This is a genomic window from Thorsellia anophelis DSM 18579 (assembly GCF_900111395.1).
GTDB classification, from domain to species: Bacteria; Pseudomonadota; Gammaproteobacteria; order Enterobacterales; family Thorselliaceae; genus Thorsellia; species Thorsellia anophelis.
The window spans coordinates 1-26,901 of record NZ_FOHV01000036.1; the positions used below are offsets into that span (position 1 = coordinate 1).

General features: G+C 34.9%; 23 protein-coding genes. 13 read left to right on the plus strand and 10 right to left on the minus strand.

Translation table 11 applies throughout. The features are described 5' to 3' along the window. The first annotated feature begins 106 nt into the window (after window positions 1–106). The 4 genes from BMW37_RS13205 (at window position 107) to BMW37_RS13220 (ending at window position 4,162) form a co-directional block, all read left to right on the plus strand. Window positions 107–616, plus strand: a complete 510-nt coding sequence (locus BMW37_RS13205; RefSeq protein WP_281241272.1) for a winged helix-turn-helix domain-containing protein — start codon at window positions 107–109, stop codon at window positions 614–616. 28 nt (window positions 617–644) lie between these two features. Continuing rightward, window positions 645–1,718 carry an ATP-binding protein gene (locus tag BMW37_RS13210; RefSeq protein ID WP_093322051.1) on the plus strand — a complete coding sequence of 358 codons (1,074 nt, stop codon included), beginning with the start codon at window positions 645–647 and terminating at the stop codon, window positions 1,716–1,718. Between the two features lie 1,001 nt (window positions 1,719–2,719). After that, window positions 2,720–3,193, plus strand: coding sequence for a conjugative transfer protein MobI(A/C) (gene mobI / locus BMW37_RS13215; protein ID WP_093322054.1), 474 nt, complete (start codon window positions 2,720–2,722; stop codon window positions 3,191–3,193). Window positions 3,194–3,544: 351 nt separating this feature from the next. Further along, the gene (locus BMW37_RS13220; RefSeq protein WP_093322057.1) at window positions 3,545–4,162 is read left to right on the plus strand and encodes an OmpW/AlkL family protein; all 618 of its coding nucleotides are present in this window, start codon (window positions 3,545–3,547) and stop codon (window positions 4,160–4,162) included. Between the two features lie 212 nt (window positions 4,163–4,374). Here BMW37_RS13220 and umuC read toward each other — a convergent pair whose 3' ends face one another. Continuing rightward, the gene (gene umuC / locus BMW37_RS13225) at window positions 4,375–5,640 is read right to left on the minus strand and encodes a translesion error-prone DNA polymerase V subunit UmuC (protein WP_093322059.1); all 1,266 of its coding nucleotides are present in this window, start codon (window positions 5,638–5,640) and stop codon (window positions 4,375–4,377) included. Window positions 5,641–5,732: 92 nt separating this feature from the next. Next, window positions 5,733–6,182, minus strand: coding sequence for a translesion error-prone DNA polymerase V autoproteolytic subunit (gene umuD, locus BMW37_RS13230; RefSeq protein ID WP_093322062.1), 450 nt, complete (start codon window positions 6,180–6,182; stop codon window positions 5,733–5,735). Between the two features lie 716 nt (window positions 6,183–6,898). Here umuD and BMW37_RS13235 point away from each other — a divergent pair. Next, a complete protein-coding gene (locus BMW37_RS13235) occupies window positions 6,899–7,558 on the plus strand; it encodes a hypothetical protein (RefSeq protein WP_093322064.1) in 660 nt (219 codons plus the stop codon). Window positions 7,559–7,764: 206 nt separating this feature from the next. Next, on the plus strand, window positions 7,765–8,172 hold the full coding sequence (locus BMW37_RS13240) for a DUF2846 domain-containing protein (RefSeq protein ID WP_245711075.1): 408 nt from the start codon (window positions 7,765–7,767) through the stop codon (window positions 8,170–8,172). A gap of 199 nt (window positions 8,173–8,371) precedes the next feature. Here BMW37_RS13240 and BMW37_RS13245 read toward each other — a convergent pair whose 3' ends face one another. Next, window positions 8,372–9,379: a LacI family DNA-binding transcriptional regulator gene (locus tag BMW37_RS13245; RefSeq protein WP_093322070.1), complete on the minus strand. Its 1,008-nt coding sequence runs from the start codon at window positions 9,377–9,379 to the stop codon at window positions 8,372–8,374. Between the two features lie 237 nt (window positions 9,380–9,616). Here BMW37_RS13245 and BMW37_RS13250 point away from each other — a divergent pair, with 237 nt between their 5' ends. The 6 genes from BMW37_RS13250 to BMW37_RS13275 all read left to right on the plus strand — a co-directional run bounded on the left by BMW37_RS13250 (window position 9,617) and on the right by BMW37_RS13275 (window position 16,755). Beyond that, window positions 9,617–10,579, plus strand: coding sequence for a substrate-binding domain-containing protein (locus tag BMW37_RS13250; RefSeq protein WP_093322073.1), 963 nt, complete (start codon window positions 9,617–9,619; stop codon window positions 10,577–10,579). Window positions 10,580–10,650: 71 nt separating this feature from the next. Next, window positions 10,651–12,138: a sugar ABC transporter ATP-binding protein gene (locus BMW37_RS13255; RefSeq protein ID WP_093322075.1), complete on the plus strand. Its 1,488-nt coding sequence runs from the start codon at window positions 10,651–10,653 to the stop codon at window positions 12,136–12,138. A 12-nt stretch (window positions 12,139–12,150) separates the two neighbouring features. Beyond that, on the plus strand, window positions 12,151–13,128 hold the full coding sequence (locus tag BMW37_RS13260) for an ABC transporter permease (protein WP_093322078.1): 978 nt from the start codon (window positions 12,151–12,153) through the stop codon (window positions 13,126–13,128). An 11-nt stretch (window positions 13,129–13,139) separates the two neighbouring features. Next, window positions 13,140–14,603 carry a mannitol dehydrogenase family protein gene (locus BMW37_RS13265; RefSeq protein WP_093322080.1) on the plus strand — a complete coding sequence of 488 codons (1,464 nt, stop codon included), beginning with the start codon at window positions 13,140–13,142 and terminating at the stop codon, window positions 14,601–14,603. Window positions 14,604–14,655: 52 nt separating this feature from the next. Then, on the plus strand, window positions 14,656–16,143 hold the full coding sequence (xylB, locus tag BMW37_RS13270) for a xylulokinase (RefSeq protein WP_093322083.1): 1,488 nt from the start codon (window positions 14,656–14,658) through the stop codon (window positions 16,141–16,143). A gap of 96 nt (window positions 16,144–16,239) precedes the next feature. Next, window positions 16,240–16,755, plus strand: a complete 516-nt coding sequence (locus BMW37_RS13275; protein WP_093322085.1) for a D-lyxose/D-mannose family sugar isomerase — start codon at window positions 16,240–16,242, stop codon at window positions 16,753–16,755. An 84-nt stretch (window positions 16,756–16,839) separates the two neighbouring features. On the opposite strand, the gene BMW37_RS13280 is transcribed toward BMW37_RS13275, so the two are convergent. The 7 genes from BMW37_RS13280 to BMW37_RS13310 all read right to left on the minus strand — a co-directional run bounded on the left by BMW37_RS13280 (window position 16,840) and on the right by BMW37_RS13310 (window position 22,776). Next, on the minus strand, window positions 16,840–18,774 hold the full coding sequence (locus BMW37_RS13280) for a BglG family transcription antiterminator (RefSeq protein ID WP_093322088.1): 1,935 nt from the start codon (window positions 18,772–18,774) through the stop codon (window positions 16,840–16,842). 308 nt (window positions 18,775–19,082) lie between these two features. Then, window positions 19,083–19,391, minus strand: a complete 309-nt coding sequence (locus tag BMW37_RS13285) for an HPr family phosphocarrier protein (protein ID WP_093322091.1) — start codon at window positions 19,389–19,391, stop codon at window positions 19,083–19,085. Between the two features lie 240 nt (window positions 19,392–19,631). After that, complete coding sequence (locus BMW37_RS13290) at window positions 19,632–20,366, minus strand: glucosamine-6-phosphate deaminase (RefSeq protein ID WP_093322094.1); 735 nt, start codon at window positions 20,364–20,366, stop codon at window positions 19,632–19,634. After that, window positions 20,366–20,734 (minus strand): PTS sugar transporter subunit IIA, encoded by a 369-nt coding sequence (locus tag BMW37_RS13295; RefSeq protein ID WP_093322096.1) that lies wholly within the window; start codon window positions 20,732–20,734, stop codon window positions 20,366–20,368. The genes BMW37_RS13290 and BMW37_RS13295 overlap by 1 nt, the downstream gene beginning before the upstream one ends. A 96-nt stretch (window positions 20,735–20,830) precedes the next feature. Continuing rightward, the gene (locus BMW37_RS13300; RefSeq protein ID WP_093322099.1) at window positions 20,831–22,075 is read right to left on the minus strand and encodes a PTS sugar transporter subunit IIC; all 1,245 of its coding nucleotides are present in this window, start codon (window positions 22,073–22,075) and stop codon (window positions 20,831–20,833) included. Window position 22,076: 1 nt separating this feature from the next. Further along, window positions 22,077–22,391 (minus strand): PTS sugar transporter subunit IIB, encoded by a 315-nt coding sequence (locus BMW37_RS13305; protein ID WP_093322102.1) that lies wholly within the window; start codon window positions 22,389–22,391, stop codon window positions 22,077–22,079. Window positions 22,392–22,452: 61 nt separating this feature from the next. Further along, window positions 22,453–22,776 carry a PTS sugar transporter subunit IIB gene (locus BMW37_RS13310; protein WP_093322104.1) on the minus strand — a complete coding sequence of 108 codons (324 nt, stop codon included), beginning with the start codon at window positions 22,774–22,776 and terminating at the stop codon, window positions 22,453–22,455. A gap of 1,009 nt (window positions 22,777–23,785) precedes the next feature. Here BMW37_RS13310 and BMW37_RS13315 point away from each other — a divergent pair. Beyond that, window positions 23,786–26,901, plus strand: a 3,116-nt coding sequence (locus BMW37_RS13315; protein WP_143047661.1) for an Ig-like domain-containing protein, incomplete at its 3' end; no start/stop codon positions are given.

Below are 26,901 nucleotides of genomic sequence, written 5' to 3' on the forward strand. Positions count from 1 at the left end.
TTAGGCGAACCCTACGAGTCAATATATAGGGAGGTTAAAAAATGACCATTTCTTTAACCTAAGAAATAATTATAAAATATAGTGCGGAAAGAAGGATAGTTTATTAATATTAGATATTGGTTTGCCTGATGGTTCTGGGATAGATGCACTTAAAAAACTCCGAGCATCTGGTATTAATTTACCTGTTTTAATTGTGACAGCTAGAGATAGACTTGATGATAAAGTGATAGGGTTAGATGCAGGTGCTGATGATTATCTTATTAAACCATTTGAATTAAAAGAGCTATTTGCAAGGGTAAGGGCATTGTTTAGACGCTCGGAAGGGCAAAGCAGTAATGTAATTCGACATAAGAATTTTAATCTTGATGTCAGCAAACGGCTATTGTTGATGAATGATACTACTATCAACCTGACTATGCGTGAGTTTGCTATTTTTCATCGATTAATTTTAAGGGCAGGTGAGATCGTTTCACGCCAGCAGCTATTAAGTGATATGTATGCCTGGAATGACGAGTTTGGCTCAAATACCCTAGAGGTGTATATTCATAATCTCAGGGGGAAATTAGGGAAACATTCGATAGTGACAATTCGAGGACAAGGATACCGATTAGAGTGATGTTAGTTTATTTATTTGAGGCAGTGATATGAATTCTGTTAGGACTAAATTATTGTGTGGGATTGTTGCTGTAATTTTTATCTCTCAAATGATTTCGGCCATTACAATTTGGCATGAAAGCATTGAACATATAGAAATAATGCTTAATAGTGATTTAACAGATAAAGATAGAAAGCAAAAAGTGAATCACGAAATTAGAGAGATTGTTGTATCTATTTTTTTGATTACAGGATTTTCTCTTCTCGTTTCGATTATTATTGTTTACTCTTTGATTATGCAATTAACCTCACCCTTAGATAAATTAGTTAGGCACTTAAAAAATAATGATTTTAGGCTGTTTAAGCCAATTGAAATTGATACGCCACCAGGCGAAATTACCATGGTCAAGGAAACGATTAATCATTTATTTTTGCAAATAAAATCTAGATTTGAACAAGAAAGACGATTTACTTCTGATGTGGCTCATGAACTCAGAACGCCTTTAGCTGGTCTTAGAATTCATTTGGAATTAATGGCAAGAACTGATCTTAATGCGCTTAAGCTTATTGACCGTATTGATGAAATGATGAAGTCTATTGAACTTTTATTTCAATTATCTAGAACCGAAGAGAAAATATTAACAGGAAGATTAGCCACTATTGACTTAATTGAATCTTTGATAGAACCTTTACGTGAAGAGTTTGATGAGTCATTTGAAAACACTTTATTTTGGGAGTATCCAAAACAGTGTAATGTGGAGGCTGATGCTGGTCTATTACAGATAGCGCTCAGAAATTTACTCAATAATGTTAAAAAGCATGCTTATTTTTCGAATCATAATTTGGTAAGAGTATCTTCTTATAAAGAGTGTATCAGGTTAGAAGTGATTGATAGCGGTGCAGGAGTGGATAATGATAAAATAAAATATCTATCCTTATCTTTTGAATCTATTGATACTTATAATAATAAAGGGTGGGGGATCGGTTTGAATTTAGTTAAAAGAATAGTTAAAGCCCATATAGGACGCTTTGATATCCTTAATCGAACCGATGGTCACACAGGATTGCATATTATTATTGATATACCTAAAAAAGCTCAGAGTAATTTAGAAAGCCATGGCTGAGAGCTGTTAAATTTGGTTTCTTGTTTTTATGTTTTGATTCCTACTTAAAGGCATATGCGCTTTATATAGTCACCTAACCGTCAATAAAATTTCGATAACTAAATCTTATTGATGTGACTCTTCTAAAATAAATTTTATGCTTGCAGGGCAAACTAATTCGTATCGCTCAGGTCTTCGCTTGTTTTAGTGGTATTTCTTCCTAACTTGCTCACTTCAGGTTGTATAATACTGATTGTGTGTACTACTTGTTTGCTATTAAGAGCTGGTTTTTAATTCATATAAATCAATCGCTTTTTTACTTTTTAACTAAATAAGCACTTTAATATTTCATCATTCATCAAAGCTTTTTCTTTAACTTTAGAATAAGAGATGCTTTTAGTTTTCATTTGTTAATTCCTGTAATTGTATTATTGCCAATTTTATTTTGTTTTTTTGTGATTTTTACATTTTTTATCAAATGGATATGTAAGGTATGAATTCGTTTCCCTTTTGCAAAAGCAAAGAGCGTCTTCGTCATACCCGCTCGTAATTCAAACAGTTTATCTTAGGTCACATTCGTATAAGGGTGCCTTAACTTGTTTCCTTGCTTTTAAAGTTTACCTAGTGTGGTTAGAGTCTTAGTTTGTATATTGCTCTTAAGACCCAATAATTTATTGTTCAGTATTTGGATGAAAAATCAGTTTAGCCCGATAATCATTCCATCTTGAGTATTGTATAGCATCATGAGTATGCATAATAGTTTAAGAAATATTTATAGCTTAAAAGTCAATAATATTTAAAAGTTAGTATGTTAGCCTGATTTGATTAAAGCTGCTGATAAATAACTGAAAGCATATATTTTATATTTGATTGATCCTAGCAGGAGTTTTAAGACTGAATTTTAGTATTAATGTTAAAATTTTTGAAATTATTGGATTTTTTTAAGTTTTATTTTAATCATTCAGTTGGTTATTTAATTAGTATGAAGGGTTCTTTATTTTATATTATGAAAAGGACAGATAATGCTTAATTTTAGAGAAAGTGAATCAGATAGAAAAAATGAGTATCAAGTGTTTAATCAATTACTAGATACAAAAATGAATGCTTTTCACAAGCAGATTGAAATGCAAATTAAAGCAGAGGTACTTTGGCTTAAAGAAAAAGCTGAAATCATTATCAATGATCATCGGATATTAGAGTACCAAATCAGGCAATGTAAATCCATGAGTGAATGGGGCGTTCTAGAGGTTAAGCTCAGAGAGAATAAACATAGCTTTTCAATAGACTGGTTTCATAATCAGTTTTTGAAGATTAATGGTCAATGGCGAAAATTCAGCAAACCATTAAGGATTAATCGAACAACATTAAGTTATTCATTTAAGCAAGCTAAAAAAGCAAAATCGTGGGAATTAGAACATGCGATGTTTATTGAACCTAAATTTACTATGATACGTAAAAACATGCAGAAGTTGATTGTACTCAAAAGGTATGTTTAATGTAATGCTGTCTTATGAATTTAACTTGATAGTGTTAATTTAATTGGTTTCCACTTTATGGTTTTATTTGTTTTCATGTCATTGTTATTGTTGGGAATAGGTGGGAGCTATCCTTGATTTAAATCAATATCTATGGTGTCTTGTTAATAGGGGTTTAACTAATTGATTTAAATCAACACCACCTTTTTGTTCTTAACAATAATACAACAATAGTTAAATCGACTGCTTGATTTTGTTTTTCTTGCACTGATTTGATGACATCGCATGGTATTGGAAAATCAATCTAACTTACTATTGGCGTATCATGCATATTAATACACGGTTGTTTAAAATGAATGAAGCAGAGGTTGTATGAAAAAAATTACAAAATTATCCATAATCAGTGTAATGGTATTAGCACCAAATACTTCTTTATTAGCTTATGAAGCAGGTGATTGGCTGGTTCAAGGTGGGGTTGCAGCAGTGGTTCCTCAATCTGATAACGGTACTATCACTGGCGGCGGAAAACTTGATGCAGATAATAGCTTCAGACCACATGCAACAGTTGCTTATATGGTTACCCCAGAGATTGGTGTAGAATTATTAGTGGCCGCTCCATTTAAACATGATATCTCATTAGATGGAGATAAAATTGCAGAAACAAAACAATTACCACCAACGTTAAGTGTACAATATCATTTTACTCAGCATCCACAATTTCAACCTTATGTTGGTCTTGGTGTTAATTTCACTAATTTCTTTGATACCAAAACCACAGAAGCAATAGCAAGCGAACATTTAGCGATTGAAAATTCAGTTGGGGTTGCGGGGCAAGTTGGCTTGAATTACCGAATCGATGATAATTGGCATGTTAATACTGATGTTAGATACATTAGTATAGAATCTGATGTGAAACTAAATGGCGATAAAATTGGTAAAGCAAAGATCAATCCTTGGGTCTTTGGTATCGCATTAGGTTACCGATTTTAATTGTTATTGTGCATAGTATTATTGTGTTGTAATAAAGTTTATCCTTAGATTGACTGCTTTTAATTTTCAGGTAGTCAATCATTAAATTGATTGTGTTAGTTTTGATTTGTATAAGGTACAAGTTTTTTTAATTTATGCAAAATAATCGTGGTTTGAAGAGGCTAATTTTATCATGCTTTATCAGCAGCCATTTACACATCATTTAATATACCTTATTTCACGCTCATTAAATCTTTCCAATTTGTGGTATAGGCTGGTGATAAATAGTCTCGTTTCATACCCCAATGCTGCTCAATTCCCTGGCTTGCAAAAAAAAGCGTATGGCGACTTTTTTGATTGATAGTGTCTATTGTTTTCATTAATTTATCACTATTAGGGTTATTATGAAAAAAATCGAGTTGCTGTTGATGTTTATATGAAAAATCAGCGAGCATGATACCTGCTTTAGCATAAGCAAAACCATCTTTCCAAATTCTTTCTAATGCTTGATTAGCAGCTGTAAGGATGATACGAGTATCATCTGTAGGCGTGATAAATTGTACGCTTTGAGATTTTGCATAATAGGGGGTATTGGGGTTAAATTGGCTTGTGGTGATGAAGATGTTCATAAATTTTGAGAGTTGATTTTCAGCACGCAATTTTTCCGAAGCTCTAGATGCATAACTAGAAATAGCCTCTCTCATTGATTCAATATTAGTAATACGCTCGCCAAAAGATCGGCTAGAGATAATCTGTTTTTTGGCAGGAGCAATTTCTTCTAATGATAAACAATTTTCACCATTGAGCTCCCTCACTGTACGTTCAAGTACAACAGAGAACAATCGGCGTATCTCTGCCGGATTTGAGCATGCTAAATCCCATGCAGTTTTAATATTCATAAACGCCAATTTTTTTGATAATTGTCTACCAACCCCCCAAACTTCAGAGACTGGTGTGATTTTCATTAAGTTGTGTTGGCGCCTCTTTAGGCTGAGATCCACAACACCACCTGTTTTGGGATAATGCTTGGCGCCGTAGTTTGCTAGCTTTGCAAGCGTTTTAGTGGGAGCTATCCCTACTCCTACAGATAAGCCAATATCTTTTAAAATCTTGCTCTGGATTGTTTCACCTAAGATTTGCATATCAAAAAGTGAATGAGTGCCACTTAAATCTAAGAAGGCTTCATCAATTGAATAAACTTCAATACGAGGAGAAAGATTTCCTAGAGTTTGCATTACTCGCTGACTCATATCTGCATATAGAGCATAATTAGACGAAAATAAAGTTATATCATAACGCTTTATTAAAGGCGCTATCTGAAAAAAGGGGATCCCCATCCTTATACCTAAAGCTTTTGCTTCTTTAGAGCGTGAAATGACACATCCATCATTATTTGATAACACAACAATTGGTTTATCTTTTAAATCAGGTCTAAAAAGTCGCTCGCAACTAGCATAAAAATTATTACAATCGACTAATGCAAAAGTTGTTTGGCTCATAATAGATTACCTTGGCTTGTCAACTTTGAAGTTTTTAAGTGAAAAATAATATTGTAAAACAATGGCTTATTATCTTGTTAATGTATTATTTATCATGATTGTTTTCTCATCCGTCTTATTACATTCGTGACAACACCAAATATATCTAAGTTGTCTCCATCTTTTAAATAGATAGGTGCATATTTTTTATTACGAGCAATCAGTGCAATAGTAGGTTTTAAAGATAACTCTTTAACGGTAAATTCTCCATTCACACATGCTATGACTATCTCACCATGCTTAGGAATTAAAGAGCGATCAACAGTTAAGATGTCATCTTGAAAAATACCCACCTCAATCATGGAATCACCTTCAACTCGTACAAAAAAGGTGGCCGCAGGGTGTTGTATACACAGCTGATTTAAGTCTAATGTCTGCTCAATATAATCTTGTGCAGGCGAAGGAAACCCAGCACTCACCTTGGATAAAAATAAGGGTAATATAATAAGTTTATTTTCATCTAGTAAATGAGCGGCGGTTTGGCCGATGAGTTTAACCTGCATGCTGTGGCTCCGATTAGTAAAATAGAGATGTTTAAAATTGTTTGGTATTTGAAATATTGAATTGAGTGATTTCCATATAGCGGTACTGTTTTTATATACAGTATATTCTGAGGGGTAGTAAATTACAATAGGTGTTTAATCGGGTAAATGAATAGATTTTAATGCATTGAATTTATGTATGTAGCCTATTTTTATGCAGTTTATTAATAAAACTGAGGGCGTTCAAGTTAGTTGATGTCTTTAAAATCGCATATTATGGAGTCAGTCACTATCGATCTACTTAATGCTTGTGAGCTATGTATATAAAATTATGTAATTAATCTTGCTAATATGTAATAAATGCTTACAATTAATCCGATGAAAGTTACATAAGGATGAGCTTGGTTTGTAGCCAAGTATTGTAGGTAGCTTAATGAAATATATTTAAATTTTAGGTGTGGGTTATTTAGCAATATTCTCTGCTGAGTGTCACGGCTTATAGTACTTATAAAAAAATAACCTGTTGCAAGTTGTATAAATTAATACGGCAGATTCTTGTGCTATTGACTGATGTTAGGTTTAAGAAAGTCAGATTCCTAAAGTTGGAATAGTAAATTATTCGCCTAGATGGGTTCGTATAATAAGTTTTACGTTTAAATACTGCCTTAAGAGATGCTTATTGGGTAATGCTTATTAAATAAATTAGTAGAGGTTTAATCATGATAAGGTTAAATAAGATGTTTACATTAAATTCAAATGATATTAAAGTTGATAAAACTAACTTAATACAGCGGATAGCTTATAGTATATCAATAGCTACAATAATGCTAAGTCTAGCGCCTATAGCACAAAGTGCACCTATAGTCGGTGGGTTCGTGCAACCCATGCCGAATGAGTTTTGGCCTTATAATACGACTAATAGGCAAACAGGTACAATAGATCAACAAAAGAGCCCTTTTGAAAACCCTGATGTATTTTGTGCACAGGAAGATTATAGATTGCCTGCACTAAATGAATACACTTCTCAATTTAGTGATGCACTGCCTTGGTGGGGATCTGGTGATACATCCCTTATAATGCATTGGTCAACTTTCCCAAATAATGATATTACTAAACAATTTTTACCTAAGACCGCTGCTGGGGTAAGGTCAGTTGGGCGTGGTGTATTTAATGAATGGGGAAACTTAGGTTCTTATGCTACTGCTACGTATGAAAATGGTAATTATGTATCGGGATGGAATCAAACTTGGTATTGGGTAACTGAACCAACAGTGCAATCTGGACAATTAGGTCGTTATGTCATTAATAATACCACTGGAACTAGCTGGAGTAATGGTACAGTTAAGTATGGTGTTGTTTGTGTATTTGACTTAGTGCCTACACCTGCTAATTCGTAATTCACAAAAATAGCGTTGAATATGAATTAAGTCTTATAGATGTGAATTATGTGTTTTTTATGATAAAGGGCAGATTTGAATTTGGATTTTTCTAACAATCATTGACAGTCTATATATTATTTAAAGTGAAATGTAATATGAAATTAAGATTTATAGTAGTTTTAAGCTTAATATTTTCAGGGTTGTGTTTGACAGGATGTGCCACTGTGCCTACTCAAGACGCAGTGAAAACACAAGAAGCAAAAACGTTTAAAACACCGAGTGAAAATATGGCTGGTATTTATTTTTTTAGAGACAGTTTATTTGGAATGGCGTTGAAGAAGGACATTCGGATAGATGGCAAATGTATTGGTGAAACGGCGCCAAATACATTTTTCTATGTAGAAGTCGAAGGCGATAAGACTCATCAAATTGCTACTGAATCTGAATTTTCAGATAATATTTTGACTTTAAATACTGAAAAAGGCATGCTTTATTTTATTAGACAGTATATCAAAATGGGCGTGTTTGTTGGTGGTGCTAATTTAGAAGAGGTAAGTACTGATGAGGCTAAAGAGATTATAAGTGACTCTTCTATGAAATTGGCTTTATCGGGTAATTGTAGCAATGGCTAAATGGCGTAAATACTTATGTAATGGGACGTGGATTCGGATATTAAAATCTAGCGGCTACGGTGAGTATTATTAATTGCTTGATTCGTATGATTGACTTGAAATAACTAAAAGCTAATTATACGAATCTTGAATAAACTAAAAGCAATAAAAAATCATTCTGTCTATTGCCTGTAATATGTGCTCAGCATTAACTGATACTTTAAACTAAGCCTGATTTAGGCGTGTTTAAAATACCTCTAATGATAACTTTGCTATCATTTAACTGTTCGCCATTAATTAACCGAATTATCATATTCACAGCTTGAAATGCCATTTCACTGAGATTGTGAGTCATGCAAGGGATATTAATCCCAAACACGTCTGAATAAGGCACATCATCAATGCTATAGACAACCACATCAATTTGAGGTTTTAGTCCATTTTCTATAATAGCTTTGATGATTCCTAACGTGATTTGGTTGTTTAATCCCACAAATACCCTGTTATAGCTATCTTCATCTAATAGTGATTTAGCTTTCTCATAAGCAAGCTGCATTTCAAAATCAGCATGATGTACTGCAATATCATAATCATAAAGAGCGGCTCTAAATCCTGCAATGCGGTTATTAGAAACCATTGAAATAGCGGATGCACCAATAATGTCTATCCTTTGAGTTTTAGCATGGCGTTTTGCAATATACTGGCCAATTTGATAAGCACTGTCCAGGTTGTCAATATAAACACCAGCATGATCCCCTTCAATTTCTCTATCAAGTAATACTACGGGTATATCACTATTTTTCAGACTATCAAAGTATGTTGGCTGATAGTCAACATCACTTGAGATGGTCGATAAAATAATACCATCAACTGAAAACTCAATTAAATTTTGAATCGCTTTTGTTTCAAATTCAGCTAATTCATATGAATCGAACATTAATACGTCATAGCCTTGCTCTTGGCATTTCATCACCATTTCTCTTGTAATTTGCCCAAAAAAAGGATTGCTCATATTTGGGTTGACAATACCAATAATTTTACTTTGGTGGCTTTTTAGTGATCTTGCCGCGCGGTTTGGTATGTAGTTTAGCTCCGCTGCAGCTTTTAAAACAATCTCAAGGGTTTCTGGATTGACTTTATCTGGATAGCTAAATGCTCTTGAAATCGTAATCGAGCTTAAATTTGTTTTTTTAGCAATATCAGCAAGTGTGATGCGCTTTTTAGTCATGGTAGCACCGATTAAATGTAATGATAAAAAATGTTATATGGCATAGTTTATATCATTTTTTGTGATCGATTGCACATATATTCATCCTATTTATCTATTTAAATGCTGATTTAGGTCAATTATTCACATTTGCGTGCTAGATCACAATTTAATGGTGAATGATCGATTATGATATGTTTTATGTTAGCGATAACATAAATAAACATTAATTACTCATTTGAAACCTTGGGAGCAACTATGAAAAAGATTATTTTATCAGTATTGATTGGTAGTACTTTAACTGCTTCAGCATTCTCTGCATTTGCTGACGATAAAATTACAGTTGGATTTTCAAATAGAACACTAAATGGTGCCTTTTTTAATGGTTTGACTGAATATATGAAAATTCATGCAAATGAAAAAGGCATAGAGCTTATTACAACCGATGCTCGTGGTGATATTGGTAAGCAAATGGCAGATGTTGAAGATATGTTATCTCAAGATATCGATTACTTAATATTGAATCCACAAGATCCTGCAGCAGGGGTTCGTATTGCAGAAATGGCAAAAGCAAAAGGTGTGCCGACCTTCATTTTAGATAGTGATATCTCTCTAAGTGCACCAGTTGTGACGCGTGTTCAAGCTAACAATGCTGTTAATAACATCAAAATTGGTGAGTTTGCAGTTGAGCAATTTGGTAAGGATGAAATGAAATGCGTCATTATTTCTGGAAATCAAGGCAATTTAGTGGGTGAAGCACGCAGGACTAACTTTGTGCGTGGTGTGATGGAAGCTCAATTACGTGAATATAACCAAACAGGTTTAACCATATTGAGCCAAGGTTGGGGAAATTGGGATCAGCAAGGTGGTCTTAAAGCGATGGAAGATTTGATCATTGCTAATGACGATCTTAACTGTGTCTATACTGAAATGGATGATATGGCACTTGGTGCGATTCAAGCGCTAAAAGCTGCTAATAAGCTAGACCAAGTAAAAGTTTTTGCTCATGATGGTTATAGTAAAGGCATTGAAGCGGTTATGAGTGGAGAGCTACAAGCAACGGCGTCAAACAATCCAAATACACTGACCAATACAATTTTAGATATCGTTGTGAGTTATAACAAAGGTCAAACAGACTATCCAGACTATGTCTATATTGAACCTGTTCTTATCACTAAAGATAATGCTAAAGATGTTTTTGATCCAAAATCTCTTTATTAATCTAACGTCCAATTATTATTAGGTAAACGCCTCCTAGTAGCTAGGAGGCATGACAATAAAAGAGGTTTCCTATGTCTGAATTAGCGGTTCAAATGAAAGGCATTAAAAAATCATTTGGTGGAGTACATGCATTAAAGCATGTTGATCTCAATGTTAAGAAGGGATCTATCCATGCGGTGATTGGAGAAAATGGTGCAGGGAAATCAACGCTGATGAAAGTGATTTCTGGTATTCATGAAAAAGATGGCGGGCAAATGCTGCTACATGGCAAGTCAGTCAATTTTAGGTCACCAAAAGAAAGTTTAGAGAAAGGAATAGGTATTGTTCATCAAGAGTTAGCCCTATGTCCAGATTTAACCGTTGCAGAAAATATGTTCTTAGGTGACTTAGGCTTTGGCAGTTTTATGATTAATGAATCAAAAATGAATAGCCATGCTAAGGCTGCTTTAGATCAATTAGGTTTTGCAATCGATCCAAAAGATTCAGTTGGTAAATTAAGTGTTGCCTATCAGCAAATGGTTGAGATAGCAAAGTGCCTTGCAAAGAATGTCAGCGTACTTATTTTAGATGAACCAACAGCAGTGTTATCTGAGCGGGAAATTGAGCTTCTTTTTGAAAAGTTAAGGGAATTTAGAGATAAAGGTGTGGCAATACTTTATATCTCTCATCGCTTAGAAGAAATTTTCAGGTTATGCGATGCTATTACGGTCATTAAAGATGGTGAAACGGTAACTGAACTTGACCCTAAAACATGCACGGAAAATGACATTATCAGTAATATGGTTGGTAGGGAAATGACTGCGTTATTCCCTGTGAAAGGTGAACCTACTGATGAAGTGGTCTTAGAAATTGAAAATCTTAGCACCAAGAAATTGCTCAAAAATATCAATATGACGGTTAAAAAAGGGGAAATTGTTGGTTTGGCTGGATTGGTTGGTTCAGGGCGTACGGAAATCGCAAAATGCCTGTTTGGCATAGATGACATGCAAACTGGAATTATTCGAAAAAAAGGAAAGGTGTTAAAAATTAGGCATCCCGCTCATGCAATAGAAGAGGGGATAGGTATGGTGCCTGAAAGCCGTAAAGAACAGGGTGCGATTTTATCTAGACCTATTAGGGAAAATATTACGCTTGCAAATTTAACTACCAGCAGTCGTATAGGAATTATTTTTCATCAAATTGAAACAAAATTGAGCGAAACCTTAAAACGAAGTTTGCAAATTAAATTAGGCTCAATTGAAGACCCTATCTCTAGCTTAAGTGGCGGTAACCAGCAGAAAGTTGTTATTGCAAAATGGCTAAATACTGAATGTGATGTATTGATTTTGGATGAGCCGACGCGCGGTGTTGATGTCGGAGCTAAAGCAGAAATCTATAACGTCATTAAAGATCTAACAATGATGGGATATGCCGTTATCGTCATATCTTCGGAAATGCCAGAAATCATTGGTCTGTGTCACCGAACTTATACTATGTGTGATGGTGAGATGACAGGGATGTTAAGTGGTGATGAGATGACTGAGCAGAATATTATGAGACTTTGTATTCCAAAACGTTAAAAGGGCAGAATAATGACAACACTAACTCAAAAAAATACAGTACCTGCATCTGATTCAGGTGGTAAAAAATGGCTAAGCTTTTTAGCTGATTATTCAACGATTATCTTTTTTGTGCTCATGCTTGCGGTAGCAGGTATTTTATCTGATAAATTTTTTACAATTGCGAATATTACTAATGTACTTAGGCAAAGTGCACCATTAGGTATTATTGCCTTGGGAATGTTATTTGTCATTCTGACAGGTGGGATAGATTTATCGGTAGGGTCAATGATGGCGCTTGTTTCGGTTGTAGTTGCGCTATTAATGCCTAATTTTGGTTTATTGCTCTCCTTATTTGCAGGAGTGTCAATAGCAACCATAATTGGTTCAATAAGTGGCGGGTTAGTTTCCTATTTTAGGATAGCACCTTTTATTGCCACCCTTGCGATGATGACAATTGCTCGTGGGATTGCTCAAATAGTAACAAAAGGCCAGCCTGTGTTTATCGATCATGCTGGATTTAAATCTTTTGGAGAAGGGTATTTCTTAGGCTTGCCGTTACCAGTCTATGTATTTATTGCCTTTGCTATTTTAGCGCATATCATCTACAAGAAAACAACTTTTGGTCGTTTAGTCATCTCAATTGGTTCAAATGAAACAGCAACAAGATTTGCAGGTATCCGAGTTGAACGTTATAAATTTGCGGTCTATGCTTTAAGTGGGCTGGCGTGTGGTATCGGTGGTATCATCGCCACATCAAGAACAGGGGTCGGTTCTCCTGTAATGTCTGAATCATTTGAATTAGATGCAATTGCAGCGGTAGTTGTTGGTGGCGCAAGTCTTGCGGGTGGTAGAGGAAATGTATTTAACACTGTTATTGGTGTGCTGATATTAGGTGTTATCTCGAACCTAATGAATTTGATGAAAATATCTGGAAACTATCAACAAGTAGTAAAAGGTCTAATCATTATTTTAGCTGTATTGCTTGAAAGTCTTAAATCCAAAAAATAAGGAATAATTTTATGATAACGTTATCGAATCAATCATTGTCACAACTTTCTGTTGAAGTACCTAAATATGATAGACAAAAAGTGAAGGTTGGGATTGTTCATTTTGGTGTGGGTGCCTTTCATCGAGTACATCAAGCGATGTATCTAGATGACTTACTTAATGCAGGTGAGGCATTTGATTATGGTATTTGTGGGGTAGGTGTGATGCCAAGCGATGTGAAAATGCGCGATGCACTAAAAGCACAAGATTGCCTCTATACAATGGTCATTAAACATCCTGATGGTCATTACCAAGCTAGAGTGATTGGTTCGATAGTGGATTATCTTTTTGCGCCAGATAATCCCAAAGCCGTTATAGAGTGTATGGCAAGTGAGACTGTAAAAATAGTTTCTTTGACAATTACCGAAGGTGGATATAACTTTGATCATGTGACAGGTGAATTTAATTTAGATAATCCAACTATCATTCATGATCTTAATAGTGATGAACCAAAGAGTGCATTTGGGTTAATTACTAGTGCATTAGCTTTAAGACGTCAAAAAGGGCTAGCGCCTTTTACTATTCAGTCCTGTGACAATATTCAAGGCAATGGTGATGTAGCTAAAAAAATGTTTGTCGCTTATGCTAAGGCAAAAGACTTAGATTTAGGCAATTGGATTGAAGGCAATGTTGCTTTTCCAAATTCTATGGTTGATAGAATTGCGCCAGTTACTACACCTGATGATATTCAAATGGTTCAAGACAGATTTGAAATTAATGATGCTTTTCCTAGTGTGTGCGAGCCTTTTTGCCAGTGGGTAATTGAAGATCATTTTACAAGTGGGCGACCTAATTATGAAAAAGTAGGTGCTCAACTTGTTGATGATGTTGAGGCATATGAGCTAATGAAATTGCGCTTATTAAATGCAAGTCATCAAGCACTCACGTATTTTGGATATCTTGCAGGTTATCGTTATGCTCATGAAGTGTGTAGTGATTCTGATTTTGTTGAGTTTTTGTTAAATTATATGGATTTAGAGGCAACGCCCACCTTAAGACCGATTGAAGGAATTGATTTGCATGCCTATAAACGTACATTAATAGAGCGATTTGCTAATCCAGAAGTAAGAGACACGCTAGCTCGTTTATGTGCAGAAAGTTCAGATAGAATCCCAAAATGGTTACTGCCTGTTATTAGAGAGCAATTAGCTATGGCTAACCCAGCAATAAAACGGTCAGTAGCGGTTGTTGCATCTTGGGCTAGGTATGCTGAAGGTAAAGATGAACAAGGTCATGATATTGTAGTTGTTGATAGACTTAAAGATGAATTAATGGCAATTGCAGCGACACAAGAGACAGATGAACTCGCGTTTATTCGAAACAGAAATGTTTTTGGCGATTTAATTGATAATGCTTATTTTGTGGAGTGTTATCAAGAGGCCTTAAGAATGTTAAAAAGCCAAGGTGCAAAGCAAACCGTTATACAGTTCAAATAGAGTTTTAAACAATTAAGCGGATTAAATTGCATCCGCTGATTAAGGATAGAATATGTTTATAGGCGTAGATTGTGGTACTCAAGGTACAAAAGTACTTATTTGTGATTCACGTACTCATTGTGTTGTGGGAAGTGGCTACACTAAGCATGACATGATATCAGATAATAACGGCCGACGAGAGCAACAAGTTTCATGGTGGATAGAGGCATTTTTAAGCGCGTTTAACCAAGCGAAAGAAGGTCTTACAATTGATTTAAGTACAATTAAAGCGATAGGTATTTCAGGTCAACAACATGGCATGGTGTTACTTGATAAATTTGATAACCCGCTACATCCAGCTAAGCTTTGGTGTGATACTGAAACAGCCTCTGAAAATCAAGAGATAATTGAACTAATGGGCGGAGCAAAGGGCGTTATGTCTCAAATTGGTATCATGCTTCAAACCGGATATACAGCTTCTAAAATACTTTGGTTTAAAAAAAATCATCCTGAAAGCTATGCCAAAATCGATAAAATTATGTTACCGCACGATTATCTCAATTATTGGTTAACAGGGCAATTTGTAAGTGAATACGGGGATGCTTCAGGTACTGGGTATCTGAATGTTAAAACGAGACAATATGATGAAGTGCTGTTTAGTCATATAGCGCCTGGGTTATCAATCAAGAAAAACTTACCAAAATTGATTGAAGCAAATACACCTATTGGCAAGTTAAAACCTGAAGTTGCAGAAATCATGGAGCTTTCACCTAATACGCTTGTTGCATCAGGTGGTGGGGATAATATGATGGGGGCAATTGGTACTGGTAATATTAAACCTGGCATTGTAACAATGAGTCTAGGTACATCAGGGACCCTATATGCTTATAGCGATACTCCTATGCAAAGTGGTAATGATTTGCTTGCTAATTTTTGTTCAAGTAGTAATGGATGGCTACCATTAATTTGTACAATGAACGTCACCGCTTCAACGACCTTAATGCAACAATTGTTTAAAATAGATATCAATACCTTTACTGAGTACTTATCTCATTCAGAACCAGGTGCACAGGGTATTACTCTTTTGCCTTTTTTTAATGGAGAAAGAGTGCCTGCATTACCTAATGCAACTGCTGCATTACTAGGACTAACGAATGATAATGCCACTCAAGCGAATATCATACGTGCAACAACTGAAGCTGCAACGTTTACACTTCGATATGGATTAGATATATTTAGGCAAGAAGGAATCATCCCAACTGAAATCCGCTTAATTGGTGGAGGATCCAAAAATCCAGTTTGGAGGCAAATGGTTGCGGACGTAATGAATACGCCGGTTGTTTGCCCTTTTGAGCATGAAGCTGCTGCTTTAGGAGGCGCAATCCAAGCTAAATGGGTTTATGAACATTCAATCGGAAATAAAATGTCTTTAGCTGAAATTTGTGACGGATTTGTAGGATTAGATGAAGATACGCGTGCAGAGCCTATCATAGAAAACATTGCGAAATATGAAACCTCGTATCAACGATATCTAAGTCATTTAGTCGAACAGTATGGCTAAATTTGTAGAATTTGGTATCCTAGTGCTCAAGATGACGTAGGGTCTAAAGTTGGAATGTCTATAATTCAATTGCCTAGATTTGGCTAGGGAGGGACTTTGAAACAACACATAAATCAATTGTTATCAGAATCGGGTATTGTACTAACTCCTGCTGAAATAGATAATCTTGAATGTGCCGATTTTGGACTCAAAGATTTTGTTTCTATTGGGTTGATTGTGCATACTTATATTAATACATCTAGGTATTGTGCCAAAGAGCTCATTTTGTTGCCCCATCAAACTTGCCCTGAGCACAGACATCCTAATCGAGGAGCTGAGCCTGGCAAACAAGAAACATTCAGATGCCGCTATGGTTTAGTCAGCCTTTTTGTTGAGGGTAATCCGACATTACATTGTAAGATTACCCCGCCTAGAAATGGTGAAGAATACTATTCAGTGTTTAACGAAATAGTTCTAAAACCTGGAGAACAATATACGATCATGCCTAATATTAAGCATTGGTTTCAAGCGCATGAAAATGGTGCTGTTGTTTCTGAATTCTCTAGTCATTCAGATGATGCTTCCGATATTTTTACTGATCCTAGGATTAATCGTTTCAGCTTCTTAAGGTGATAATTAAGGCCTAATTTTATATTTGTTAGGCCTTAATTCATAAGCTAATAGAATTAATATCAAGAGAATGTGATTTCTGATAACTCAGATGATTGCTTTCATATTCTGAATAAACTCGTTAAAATTTTGGCTAGGTAAGATTGTGAGTAGGTTTTGGTTCTCAAGCAATAGCACTAACAAATTATCAAAAATATCATAAAAAATCATTCTATCTTCTTTTGCAATTGCAAACAGTAAAATCAAATTAACGTCACCTTCATCCCAATTGATTGGTTTCGGGCAAATACAAATCGATAAGCTTGTTTTAATCGCATCCATTTTCATCGAATGAGGGACAGCGATTTGACCAAATCTTGTGCTGTAATTTTTTTCTCTTTCAAAAACAGCTTCTTGAAAGTCTGAATTGACACAGCCAGCTTGAATCATCTCTGTGGTTAAATGAATGATCACATCTTTTTTAGTTTCAAACTTATAGTCCATCTTCTGATTAATAAAGAAGAGGTCTGGAGTAGAAATTTTAAGTAAATCGTTGATGATTTTGTCCTTTTTTCTATCTAGCATCATGCGGTCTAATTTGAATTTGATTTGTGAAATATCCCTATCTCTAACAATGGGATTAATCACAAGGCTATCGGTCATAGCATGATTTGGAATCGGTAGGGTTGAGATAATTAAGTCATATTGTTCATTATACTGTAGGTTGACCTGTTCAAAAGAAGAGAAAAAACCACTTATAACAATGCTATCATTGAAATAAGTAGAGAGCTTTGTAATGAGTTTTTCACTGGTATTATGATAAGCAGGGGAGATGAGTATGCATCTAATTTTATTACCAGTTTGCTCTATGAGCATACTGCCTAAGTGCAAGGCGATATAGCCAACTTCATCTTCTGAAATCGTTAATTTAAGGTGTTCATTGATACGACTAGCGATATCAATTGCACATTCAAAAATTAAGGGGCAACTAAATTTGATGTGTTGGGTAATAGGGTTTTTAGTAAAGGTGTTTTGCTGAATTCTCAATAGGAGCTGATTGATATGTAATGAGAATTTAATGATGAAATCTGGATTTTTACTGTCTATAAAGTCATAAGCTTCTATATCAGAAAGTAAAATATTGACTAATTGAGTACAAGATTGCCCAATTTTTTGATTGACCGTTATAAGATCGATATTTTGATAATCCACCCTTAAAAGACAGTTTGCTAATATCGCGTTGAATTCAAATATTTCTGCTTGGTTAAAGCTAATTGAAAAGAGTGATTCAATATCATATAAAATGGCAGTGGCTAATGTTTTTTCACGCTCACCAAATAGATCAGGACAGTGAGTTGGTTGTACATCAATTTGTTTACCAAGGCTTATCCTGTCAATTGAAATGAGAATATCAATAATTAATCCAAGCAATGCATATTCGTTAATGCTGTAGCCAAAAAGCTTACATTTTTCAATAATCATGATTGAGAGGTTATCGATATCATAATTTGGGAAAAAGGTTTTAATCGATGTGAAATTAAACAGGTTTGCACTGAACTCTTGATTGAGTAAGGTAGAAAATAATTTTCTTTTATTCAGTTCCTCTCCCCGGATAGTATAAGATGAATTCTCAGTGACAAGATGTAAATCATAATGTTGTAATTTTTGTCTCACTTCAAATAGATCTTTTCTAATACTCTCTTCACTAATGAAGAGCAGTTCCGAAAAGTAATCAATATCAATTTTAATTTTGTCTGGTCCTGTGTTTTTGAGTAATGTCGTCAAAATCCAGTTAACGCGTTCATTACTATTCATGCTCACTATAGGTGATTGAGAGGCTAAAAATGATTTTATAGCATGTGTATCAGGTTCATAACCTTGGCTAGTTGCTTTAATCATACCTGCATATTTAGTGTTGATGGCAGAGACATAGTTCTTAATGGTTCTGGGTGAGACATTTAATGCTAATCCAAGTTTTTTCGCGGTCACAGGTGGTTCAAATTTAGATATGGTGCTGATGAGTTGGATGAGTTTGGTATTCATTCAATCCTCTATACTTAATAGAATTCAATAGATTGTATTGTTGTGTTGTTCGCCTGTTAAATGCGCATAAATGAGAAACTTAAAAATTCTTTTGGTTTAGATTAGATAGAGTCCTACTTATATGAGTTTTAGTTATTTTAATATAAGCAATTAAGTATCTGGCTCTGTTTTAGTTAAATTTACCAATATCCAGAAGGGTGTATTAACAAATTGATTATATTAATTTTGTTTTGTCTGTTTATTTAAATGCGGCGAATCCACCTACCATAAAGTTAACTGAATTTTAAGATGCTAGTATTATTCAGCAGCTATTGCATAAAGTAATTCGAAATCAGTTCTTTTGCTTCATCCTCATCTGGACCACTAAACTCAAATACTACAGTATCTAGATAGCAAATATTTAATTTTAAAACTAGAAAAAAATCCCGTAAATTAGTCTGGTTAATTGAATCAGTATAAAATGATTCGCTTGGATTAGGATACTCCTTCAAAGGTTGATTAGATTGCTTTTTGATGGCAATGTCACAGTTTAATGCGTCAATTAGTCCAATCAATTGGCTGATAACTAATGCATGGATGCCAAGGGGATCAGTTATCGTCACTGTTAAAGCAAGCATGAAATTTTCCTCAACATAATTTTTATTATTTTCAATTTCTAAAAGACATGAACCTTACCTAGGTAATATTAAAGAAGCATGGTTTTTCATTTTAGACTATTGCTTCGCTTTGCGTCTATAGTTCAAAGATAAAGTACTCAACTAGCCATTTAAATGACTCTACTTTTAAATGGCTAGGATCGATTTACTTATCAAGATAACAAAGATGCGTACTTTAGAGTATGCAGATTATCCTGCACACTATCCAAGGTTGGTTAGTGTGAGTTTTGCACCTGCTTTATCATCTGTTATCACAGTTAAGTTTGGATGAAGTTGAATCATAGAAGCGGGTATCGCTTCACTAATTGGACCTTCTAGGGCCTGTTTTAAAATATCTGCTTTTTCTTCACCGTTAGCAATCATGATGAGGTGTTTGGCTTTTAGAATGCTTTTAGCGCCAAGTGTATACATATAGTCAGAATAATTTCCATTTAAACTTTTTTGGTATTCGGCATTCCAAGGAAATTCATCAGTTAATTTGATTGCATACACGAGTTGATTAAACTGAGTAGATTCAGGCATATTCGCACAGATATGACCATCTTCTCCTATTCCAACTAACATGAGATCCAAGCCACCTGCAAGTTCAATTTCTTGTGGAAATGTTTCATAATTTGTTTCAGAGAGAAAATGAGAGTGTGATTGTGCAATATTCGCAGGCTTAAAGAATAAAGCTTCAAGTTGCGATTGGTTGTCCCCTTTGATTCTCACACCTTCCGGAGTAAACACAGGAGTTTCATCGAAACTATAATAGTGCACATTTCGATAATAAGATTTATCTTTAACGGATTCAACCAAGAAATCATACATACGCTTAGGGGTTCTGCCTGCAGTCAAACAGACATTTACTCGTTTAGCCTGAGACATATGACCAAGTAATATATGGCAAGTGTGTTGACTCATAGCTTCATAATCTTTCTCAATAATAATTTTCATCAGCGATTCTCCAATTTTTCAATACGAGTGACTAAATTTAAATAAACATCTAACATGGCTGTAACAAATACATGTTCTGCTTGAGCCATCATTAGGGTATCTTGTGCATGATTAAACAGCAGTGAATAACCAATATCCTCACCGCCAACTGCTGCTTGGATTATGTCAGTTTGGGTGCTATGAGCATATGAGATAGATTGTTTCGCTTCATCTAATTTTGCTCGTGCATCAGCTTCTTCTATATTGTTTGATAACCCTTTTACGACTTGCATTAATAGACTTTGAGCAGTGCCTGCATGCATAATAATTTCCATAGAAACGGATGTGAGTTTATCTAAACCGCCGTTTTCATCATTCGTATTTGACATATTGACCTCTTATTAAAGTGTAGTAAGACAACTGAAATCATTTTTGCTGATTTTATTGCTGTATCACATTAAAGTATGTTGAGTTTAAGTTATCAGTTAGGCAGCCTGTTTCTCAGCCTGTTCTTTTTCCAATGCGACTTGCTGCTGATCGTATGCTCGCCAAAATGGGTACCAAATAGCCGTAGAGACGATTAAAACAACTGCCAGCAAGATAAAGCTGCGCCAATCATTGTTGACTAAAAATGCTTGGAAGGGTGTTGGAACAAACCATAAATTAAAGATATGAGTTGGGATATCAACCAGGCCAAATTTTAAGGTGAAGTAGACAATTGTTGGAATAATGAATGCATTTAGCCAAAATGGGATCATCATTAACGGGTTTAGCATAATCGGCGTACCGAAAATGATGGGTTCATTGATATTAAGCATGCTTGGAATCGCAGAGACTTTCCCAATTGCTTTTAAACGCTCAGATGTGCTTTTGAGTAAAAAAAATGCTAATGGTAAGGTAACGCCCATCCCACCAATACTGATAAATCCACCTATGACTTCCCCAGTATGGATATTAAGAGGCTCTAATCCTTGTTCTACACGAGCGGTATTTTCTGCAATGCCGGCTAATTGGATAGGATAAAATAGTCCGTATAGCAACCAGGTACTCACACCAAAAGAATAGAGCACTGAAGAGAAAAATATAAACGCCAGCAAACCAAAATAGCTCTGACCAAAATGGGTTAAGGGTTTTAAAAGAGCGGTTAATAATGCAAAAAAATCAACACCAAAAACAAATGTAATTAACCAAGAAAGTGTTAACGCGACCAAAATAGGCACGAAAGCATCAAATGAAGCTACGATATAATCTGGTATTGCACTATTTTTACCAAAAAATGAAAATTTAGCGAGCGTCATAAAAACGAGACAACTCAGTAGTCCAGATAGCATACCTAAAAACATGCCATTGGCTCCTAGAGAGTCAATTGGCAACGAAAATTGCCCATCTTCTATGGTAGGTTTAACAAACATAAAGAAAATTGCTAGGCTCGTAAATCCAGCAAGTAGCTTCTTGTTATCAAGTTTTTTTCTCTGCATAGCAAAATAAGGAAAAGCGAATGCAATAATGAGGGCAATTAATCCAAAAGAGAACTGCTGAATAGGTGTGAAATCAGGTAAGCTTGGATAGTAATCCCGTAAAATAAGCAGCATTGTAATAACTGAGCCCACTAAAGTAAGTGGCATTGAAACGATAACCGAATCTTGAAGGCTGCCTACCCATAAATTACGAGAGAATTTATTAGCAGCAGGCGCGATTTTATCATTAACAAATTTAAGGACTCCACTCATATCAGTCTCCTAATAAGGTTAAAACTGCTTCAATTGCTTTGTCACCATTGAGTGTAGAATAGACAAAATTATCGATAACACTCACTTTGATGTTCTTTCCTTTTACTCTTTCTAAAATATCTTCTTCAAGATAAGAAAGGTGAGGGCCAATAAGTAAGACGTCGATTTCATCAATGTAATGGTTGATTTCGGTTTCAGAACGTGCGAACACTTCTGCCTCAATTGATTTGTTATGGGCACTTTTACGCATGCTTTGAGCTAAAAATCCGCTACTTGCCCCGCCGCCGCATACTAACATGATCGTGATTTTTTTCATTGAATGCTCCTGATTGAAAGTTAACAAATACGGTTGTAAGGATTAAATAAAACCTAGAAAGTTAATTTTTGGTCATGACATTTATCTCATCAATTTTAGCAAGGGCACTTTCAAGTAATGCCTTGCCATCTAACTTCGCATAAATAGAGGCATCTATCACCGCTATGGGTTTATTCGGGTAATTATGAGAAATGTCATCTAATAGGTAACGAATTTGGGGGCCGAGTAAAATGATATCTGCATCTTCTGCTTTCGTTGAGATCAATGATTCAGAAAATGCGCAAATATGAATAGTTAGATGTTGTTCTTTAGCTGCAAGTTTCATTTTAGTTACCAACATATTTGTTGACATGCCTGCTGAACAGAAAAGATAAATATGTTTCATAAATACACCTCTTTAAATATAGACAGCTAAATTGGTTTTGTTATGCATCTAAGTGTGCTAGCAAGTGTTACTAAAACCAAATAAATAATTTCACTATGATGGGGAAAGAGATGATTGTGTATGACGTTGAGTATCAATTTTAGTCTGCTGTTGCCAAAAGAAAATAAAATTAAAAATAATGTAGAAGCCAATGAGGAAAATACGAGCAAGTGAGAAATAAAAGTTGAAATGGCTGGTTTATTTCAATGTGTTAAAAAAAGTAATTAGTTTTGCCTTAATAAATTAAATTTGTACTTATGAGTATTAATAATTTATATATTAAATTAAATTAAATTAATAAAATAATTTAATTTAATATTCTTATTCTATGGTGAATTAAATAATTAAGCTTGGTTTAATTCAATGAAGATTAATGTATAGGTTTATTATTGATTTTAGTTGTTATGGATTAGTTCAACTTAAATATTGTTAATAACTGTAATTTTTGAATGTTAATTATGTATAAGGAAACATGTTTTTTGTGTTTTTTGGTTTTTTTTGTGTGCTTGTTTTTATTTATTGTTATTTTTATCAGTAATTTAGTATTTAATTGTGGGTTTTTGTTGTGTATTGCTTTTTGTTGGTATATTTATTATGTGAATTTAAAGTTGTGAATATGTGTCTAATAAACAACATCTGTAATTAAATATAAATATATGAAATATTTTACATAGTTATTGTTGATTTTGTGTAATTTAGTCGTTACGATGTAAATAGATATAGTTGCGAGTATTAAAAATATTACATTTTAAGTTGAAACTAAGAGTATTTATATTGTATCGAAAGAGCTAAGTGCTATTTATTTTATGATAAGTAAACAATGGGCAGTATCTGCAATTGAATCATTGTCACCTTAATAAAATAAATAGAATTTGGCTGTGTTGGTACTTTTATATTTATATTTATTTAAACGTATAAATCAATCTCAGAAACAAAATACAACGATAATAGTTAATCATAAGGAAACATTATGCTTAGTACAAAAATTGTTATTACCAATCCAGAAACTAAAACTGCAAGTTCACATACAGTAAATGCAACTTCCCATTTTAGCGTTACGAATGGTGATGTGGTCATGTTCGGTACAGACCAAAAGCCTTACATTTTACCAAAGAAAACCATTAAACTTGTAAGAAAAGGGGATAATTTAGAAATTATCCTTAGTGAAAATCCACTAGAAGTTGCTATTTTGGAAGGATATTTTAAACTCACTAATCCTCCTAAAATTGCTGCCGTAACGAGTGAAGGTGTGGTGACTGAATTAGTACTTGCTGATGGAGCTGCGATTAGCGAGCTTAAGGTCGGACAAAGCTCTGTTGCCGAATTTAATGGGCAAATTATTACGGTCAATTTGCAAGATTTAACATTTTTTGAAGGCTCAAATCATGATGCAGCAATCATAACTGCGATTGTCGGAGTCGGTGCAGTACTCTTAGGTACTTGGTTTTATGCTATAGAAGATGATAATGAAGTTAAAGATACCCAAAAGCCGTCGGCACCAGTAGTGAATGATCTAGCTTACGATAATGTGGGGGAAGTGCAAGGCACTTTCAAAAGTGGTGAGTTTACAGATGATGAAAAACCAACTTTTTATGGTGAAGGTGAGCCAGGCGGAAGTATCAATGTTTACATAAATGGTGAAAAGCAAACACTAACAAACCCTATTGTGATTGGTAAAGATGGGAAATGGGAATTGGATTTTGGTGAGACTGATATTACGTTGAATAATGGTAAGAATGATATTCAATTTAGTATCACTGATCCTAGTGGGAATGAAGGTAACCTTTCTCCGATCTTTGAGGTGAATGTTGATACCTCAATTCCAACAAAAGAGAATCCTTTCATAAGTGAAATTACGTTAACCGCTAATGAAGGTAGCAATAAAGGTAAAATTGAGGCGGGTGCAATTACTGACGATGCTACTCCAGTGCTAAGTGGTAACGCGGAAAGTAATATTCAAACAGTTAAAATATATGCGACTAATCCATTTGGACAAACGGTCCTTTTAGGCGAATCAACAGTTATTAATGGACAATGGACATTCGATCCACCTAATAACTACGTTACAGGGACCTATACCTTACATGCAGTTCCTGTGACAAAAGGTGGGAATGAACTTAAACTCTCAGATGCACCGACTTTTGAATTTCAATTCTATAGTCCGGTACCGGCTCAAGTTGCTTTAATTTCTGTACGCGATGCAAGTGAGTCTTATGACATCATTAATCCAAATGACTTAACGAAGTCAGGTGAATTGCTTATAAGAGGAAGTGCTGAACCAAATACAACTGTTTCAGTAATGGTAAATGGTATCGAAGTTGGTATTGTGCAAGCAAATGAGCTTGGATATTGGGAATTACCCATTAATTTAGATGGTATAACTCCTGTTGCTCGTGGATTTAGTTCGTTTACAAGCAATGATATTGCTGCGGATGGAAAGTATGCCATCACAGCATCGATGGATAATGGTCTTGGAGGTAAGTGGACGACAGCTGATTGGAATATCGAGCTAAACCGCGGCATACCAAATGCTCCTGAATTTGAAACTGTGTTAGATCATCAAGGTACAGAGAAAGGTGCATTAACTCAAAATGCGACAACAGATGATTCGCTTCCTATTTTACAAGGTAAAGGGATCCCTAATACAACAATTGAAATTTATGATAACGGTCAATTGATCGGTCAAGCGACAACAAATACACAAGGGGAATGGAGTTTTGTTCCAAGTTCGCCTTTAGCAAATGGTGAACATAAATTCACAACCGTGCAAATTGACAAGGTTGGCGATAGAAGTGAGCCTAGTGACGCATTTGTTATCAACATCGAAGTGCCAGAAGGTGCTTTAATTATAGCGGGCGCTGAATATCAATCTGGCAATCAAACTATCAAATTAGGTGAGCAAGCTTATACAAATAACACAAAACCAACGATATTTGGTTTTGGTAAAGCTGGTGACCTAATTGAAATCAGTTACGGAGATAAAAAAGGCACAACCACAGTTGGTTCTGATGGAAAATGGGCATTTACTATCACTGAATCACTTAAAGATGGCGAGTATATTTTTAATGCTAAAGTCGTGACTGCAGAGTCCCGTGATCTTGTTAATGACGAGTTAATTAACAGTAGTAATGAAGTTTTTTCTTTAAAAGTATTAGCTGCGATTCCAGACGTGCCAGTTATTACAGAAATATTCGATACAGTTGGAAGTGTTCAAACTGATATTTTGACCCGTGAAGGGAAACTCTTTAATGACCCCGCGCCTTATGTATCAGGAACAGGAATACCTGGATATATCATTAATCTTTATAATTTTGGTAAATTAGTCGGTAGCACAACGGTTAAAACAGATGGTAGTTGGAGCCTTGTTGCGTTAAATGCCTATGCGGGTAATAATGAATATACTGTTACGACTGTTGATATGGTAGGTGATGTCAGTGCTGTTAGCCCTAAATATGAAATATTCTTTGATCCGACCTTAAATACAGCTCCACTAGTTGATGAAAATGATTCTGAAGCATTAAGATTAGTCGATGATGTTGAAATAGCAGGTCAAGAAAATAAAGATCCAAATTATAAAGAATATATTAGCCGTGATGGATTCACAAATGATAGCAAGCCGACATTTACAGGCAAGTCATTGGTAGGTGTTAAAAATGTTAATATTTATCAAGATGGTGAATTGGTTGCCACAGTTAAAGTCTTAAATGGTATATGGGAATACACTCCAGAATCAGCATTTACAGATGGTGAGCATACATTTGAAGCAGCTGCGGTAAGTGATTATGGTAATGAAGGACCTAAAACGAAAATATGGAACTTCACCGTAGATACCCAACCACCACCAGCTTTTGAAGATGTGGTCATAGAAGGGCGCGATCCGAATACAGGAGATATAAGTACAGGTACGCCGACCATCAAAGGTAAAGGCGAACCTGATGACAAAGTCATTGTTGGTATCGATCGTGATGGCGATGGTGTGATTGATGACACGTTAGTATTTGCACCGAATCCACTACCAGGTGAATTACCAGGGATCTTTGATAAAGATGGAAATTTTGAAGTCAAAATTCCTGATGAGAATGCAAT

Excerpts from the sequence above, each read along its gene's own strand:
- BMW37_RS13210 (WP_093322051.1), top strand. The coding sequence starts at position 645 with ATGAATTCTGTTAGGACTAAATTATTGTGTGGGATTGTTGCTGTAATT.
- mobI (WP_093322054.1), top strand. The coding sequence starts at position 2,720 with ATGCTTAATTTTAGAGAAAGTGAATCAGATAGAAAAAATGAGTATCAA.
- BMW37_RS13220 (WP_093322057.1), top strand. The coding sequence starts at position 3,545 with ATGAAAAAAATTACAAAATTATCCATAATCAGTGTAATGGTATTAGCA.
- umuC (WP_093322059.1), bottom strand. The coding sequence starts at position 5,640 with ATGAGCCAAACAACTTTTGCATTAGTCGATTGTAATAATTTTTATGCT.
- umuD (WP_093322062.1), bottom strand. The coding sequence starts at position 6,182 with ATGCAGGTTAAACTCATCGGCCAAACCGCCGCTCATTTACTAGATGAA.
- BMW37_RS13235 (WP_093322064.1), top strand. The coding sequence starts at position 6,899 with ATGTTTACATTAAATTCAAATGATATTAAAGTTGATAAAACTAACTTA.
- BMW37_RS13245 (WP_093322070.1), bottom strand. The coding sequence starts at position 9,379 with ATGACTAAAAAGCGCATCACACTTGCTGATATTGCTAAAAAAACAAAT.
- BMW37_RS13250 (WP_093322073.1), top strand. The coding sequence starts at position 9,617 with ATGAAAAAGATTATTTTATCAGTATTGATTGGTAGTACTTTAACTGCT.
- BMW37_RS13255 (WP_093322075.1), top strand. The coding sequence starts at position 10,651 with ATGTCTGAATTAGCGGTTCAAATGAAAGGCATTAAAAAATCATTTGGT.
- BMW37_RS13260 (WP_093322078.1), top strand. The coding sequence starts at position 12,151 with ATGACAACACTAACTCAAAAAAATACAGTACCTGCATCTGATTCAGGT.
- BMW37_RS13265 (WP_093322080.1), top strand. The coding sequence starts at position 13,140 with ATGATAACGTTATCGAATCAATCATTGTCACAACTTTCTGTTGAAGTA.
- xylB (WP_093322083.1), top strand. The coding sequence starts at position 14,656 with ATGTTTATAGGCGTAGATTGTGGTACTCAAGGTACAAAAGTACTTATT.
- BMW37_RS13280 (WP_093322088.1), bottom strand. The coding sequence starts at position 18,774 with ATGAATACCAAACTCATCCAACTCATCAGCACCATATCTAAATTTGAA.
- BMW37_RS13285 (WP_093322091.1), bottom strand. The coding sequence starts at position 19,391 with ATGCTTGCTTTAACAGTGACGATAACTGATCCCCTTGGCATCCATGCA.
- BMW37_RS13290 (WP_093322094.1), bottom strand. The coding sequence starts at position 20,366 with ATGAAAATTATTATTGAGAAAGATTATGAAGCTATGAGTCAACACACT.
- BMW37_RS13295 (WP_093322096.1), bottom strand. The coding sequence starts at position 20,734 with ATGTCAAATACGAATGATGAAAACGGCGGTTTAGATAAACTCACATCC.
- BMW37_RS13300 (WP_093322099.1), bottom strand. The coding sequence starts at position 22,075 with ATGAGTGGAGTCCTTAAATTTGTTAATGATAAAATCGCGCCTGCTGCT.
- BMW37_RS13305 (WP_093322102.1), bottom strand. The coding sequence starts at position 22,391 with ATGAAAAAAATCACGATCATGTTAGTATGCGGCGGCGGGGCAAGTAGC.
- BMW37_RS13310 (WP_093322104.1), bottom strand. The coding sequence starts at position 22,776 with ATGAAACATATTTATCTTTTCTGTTCAGCAGGCATGTCAACAAATATG.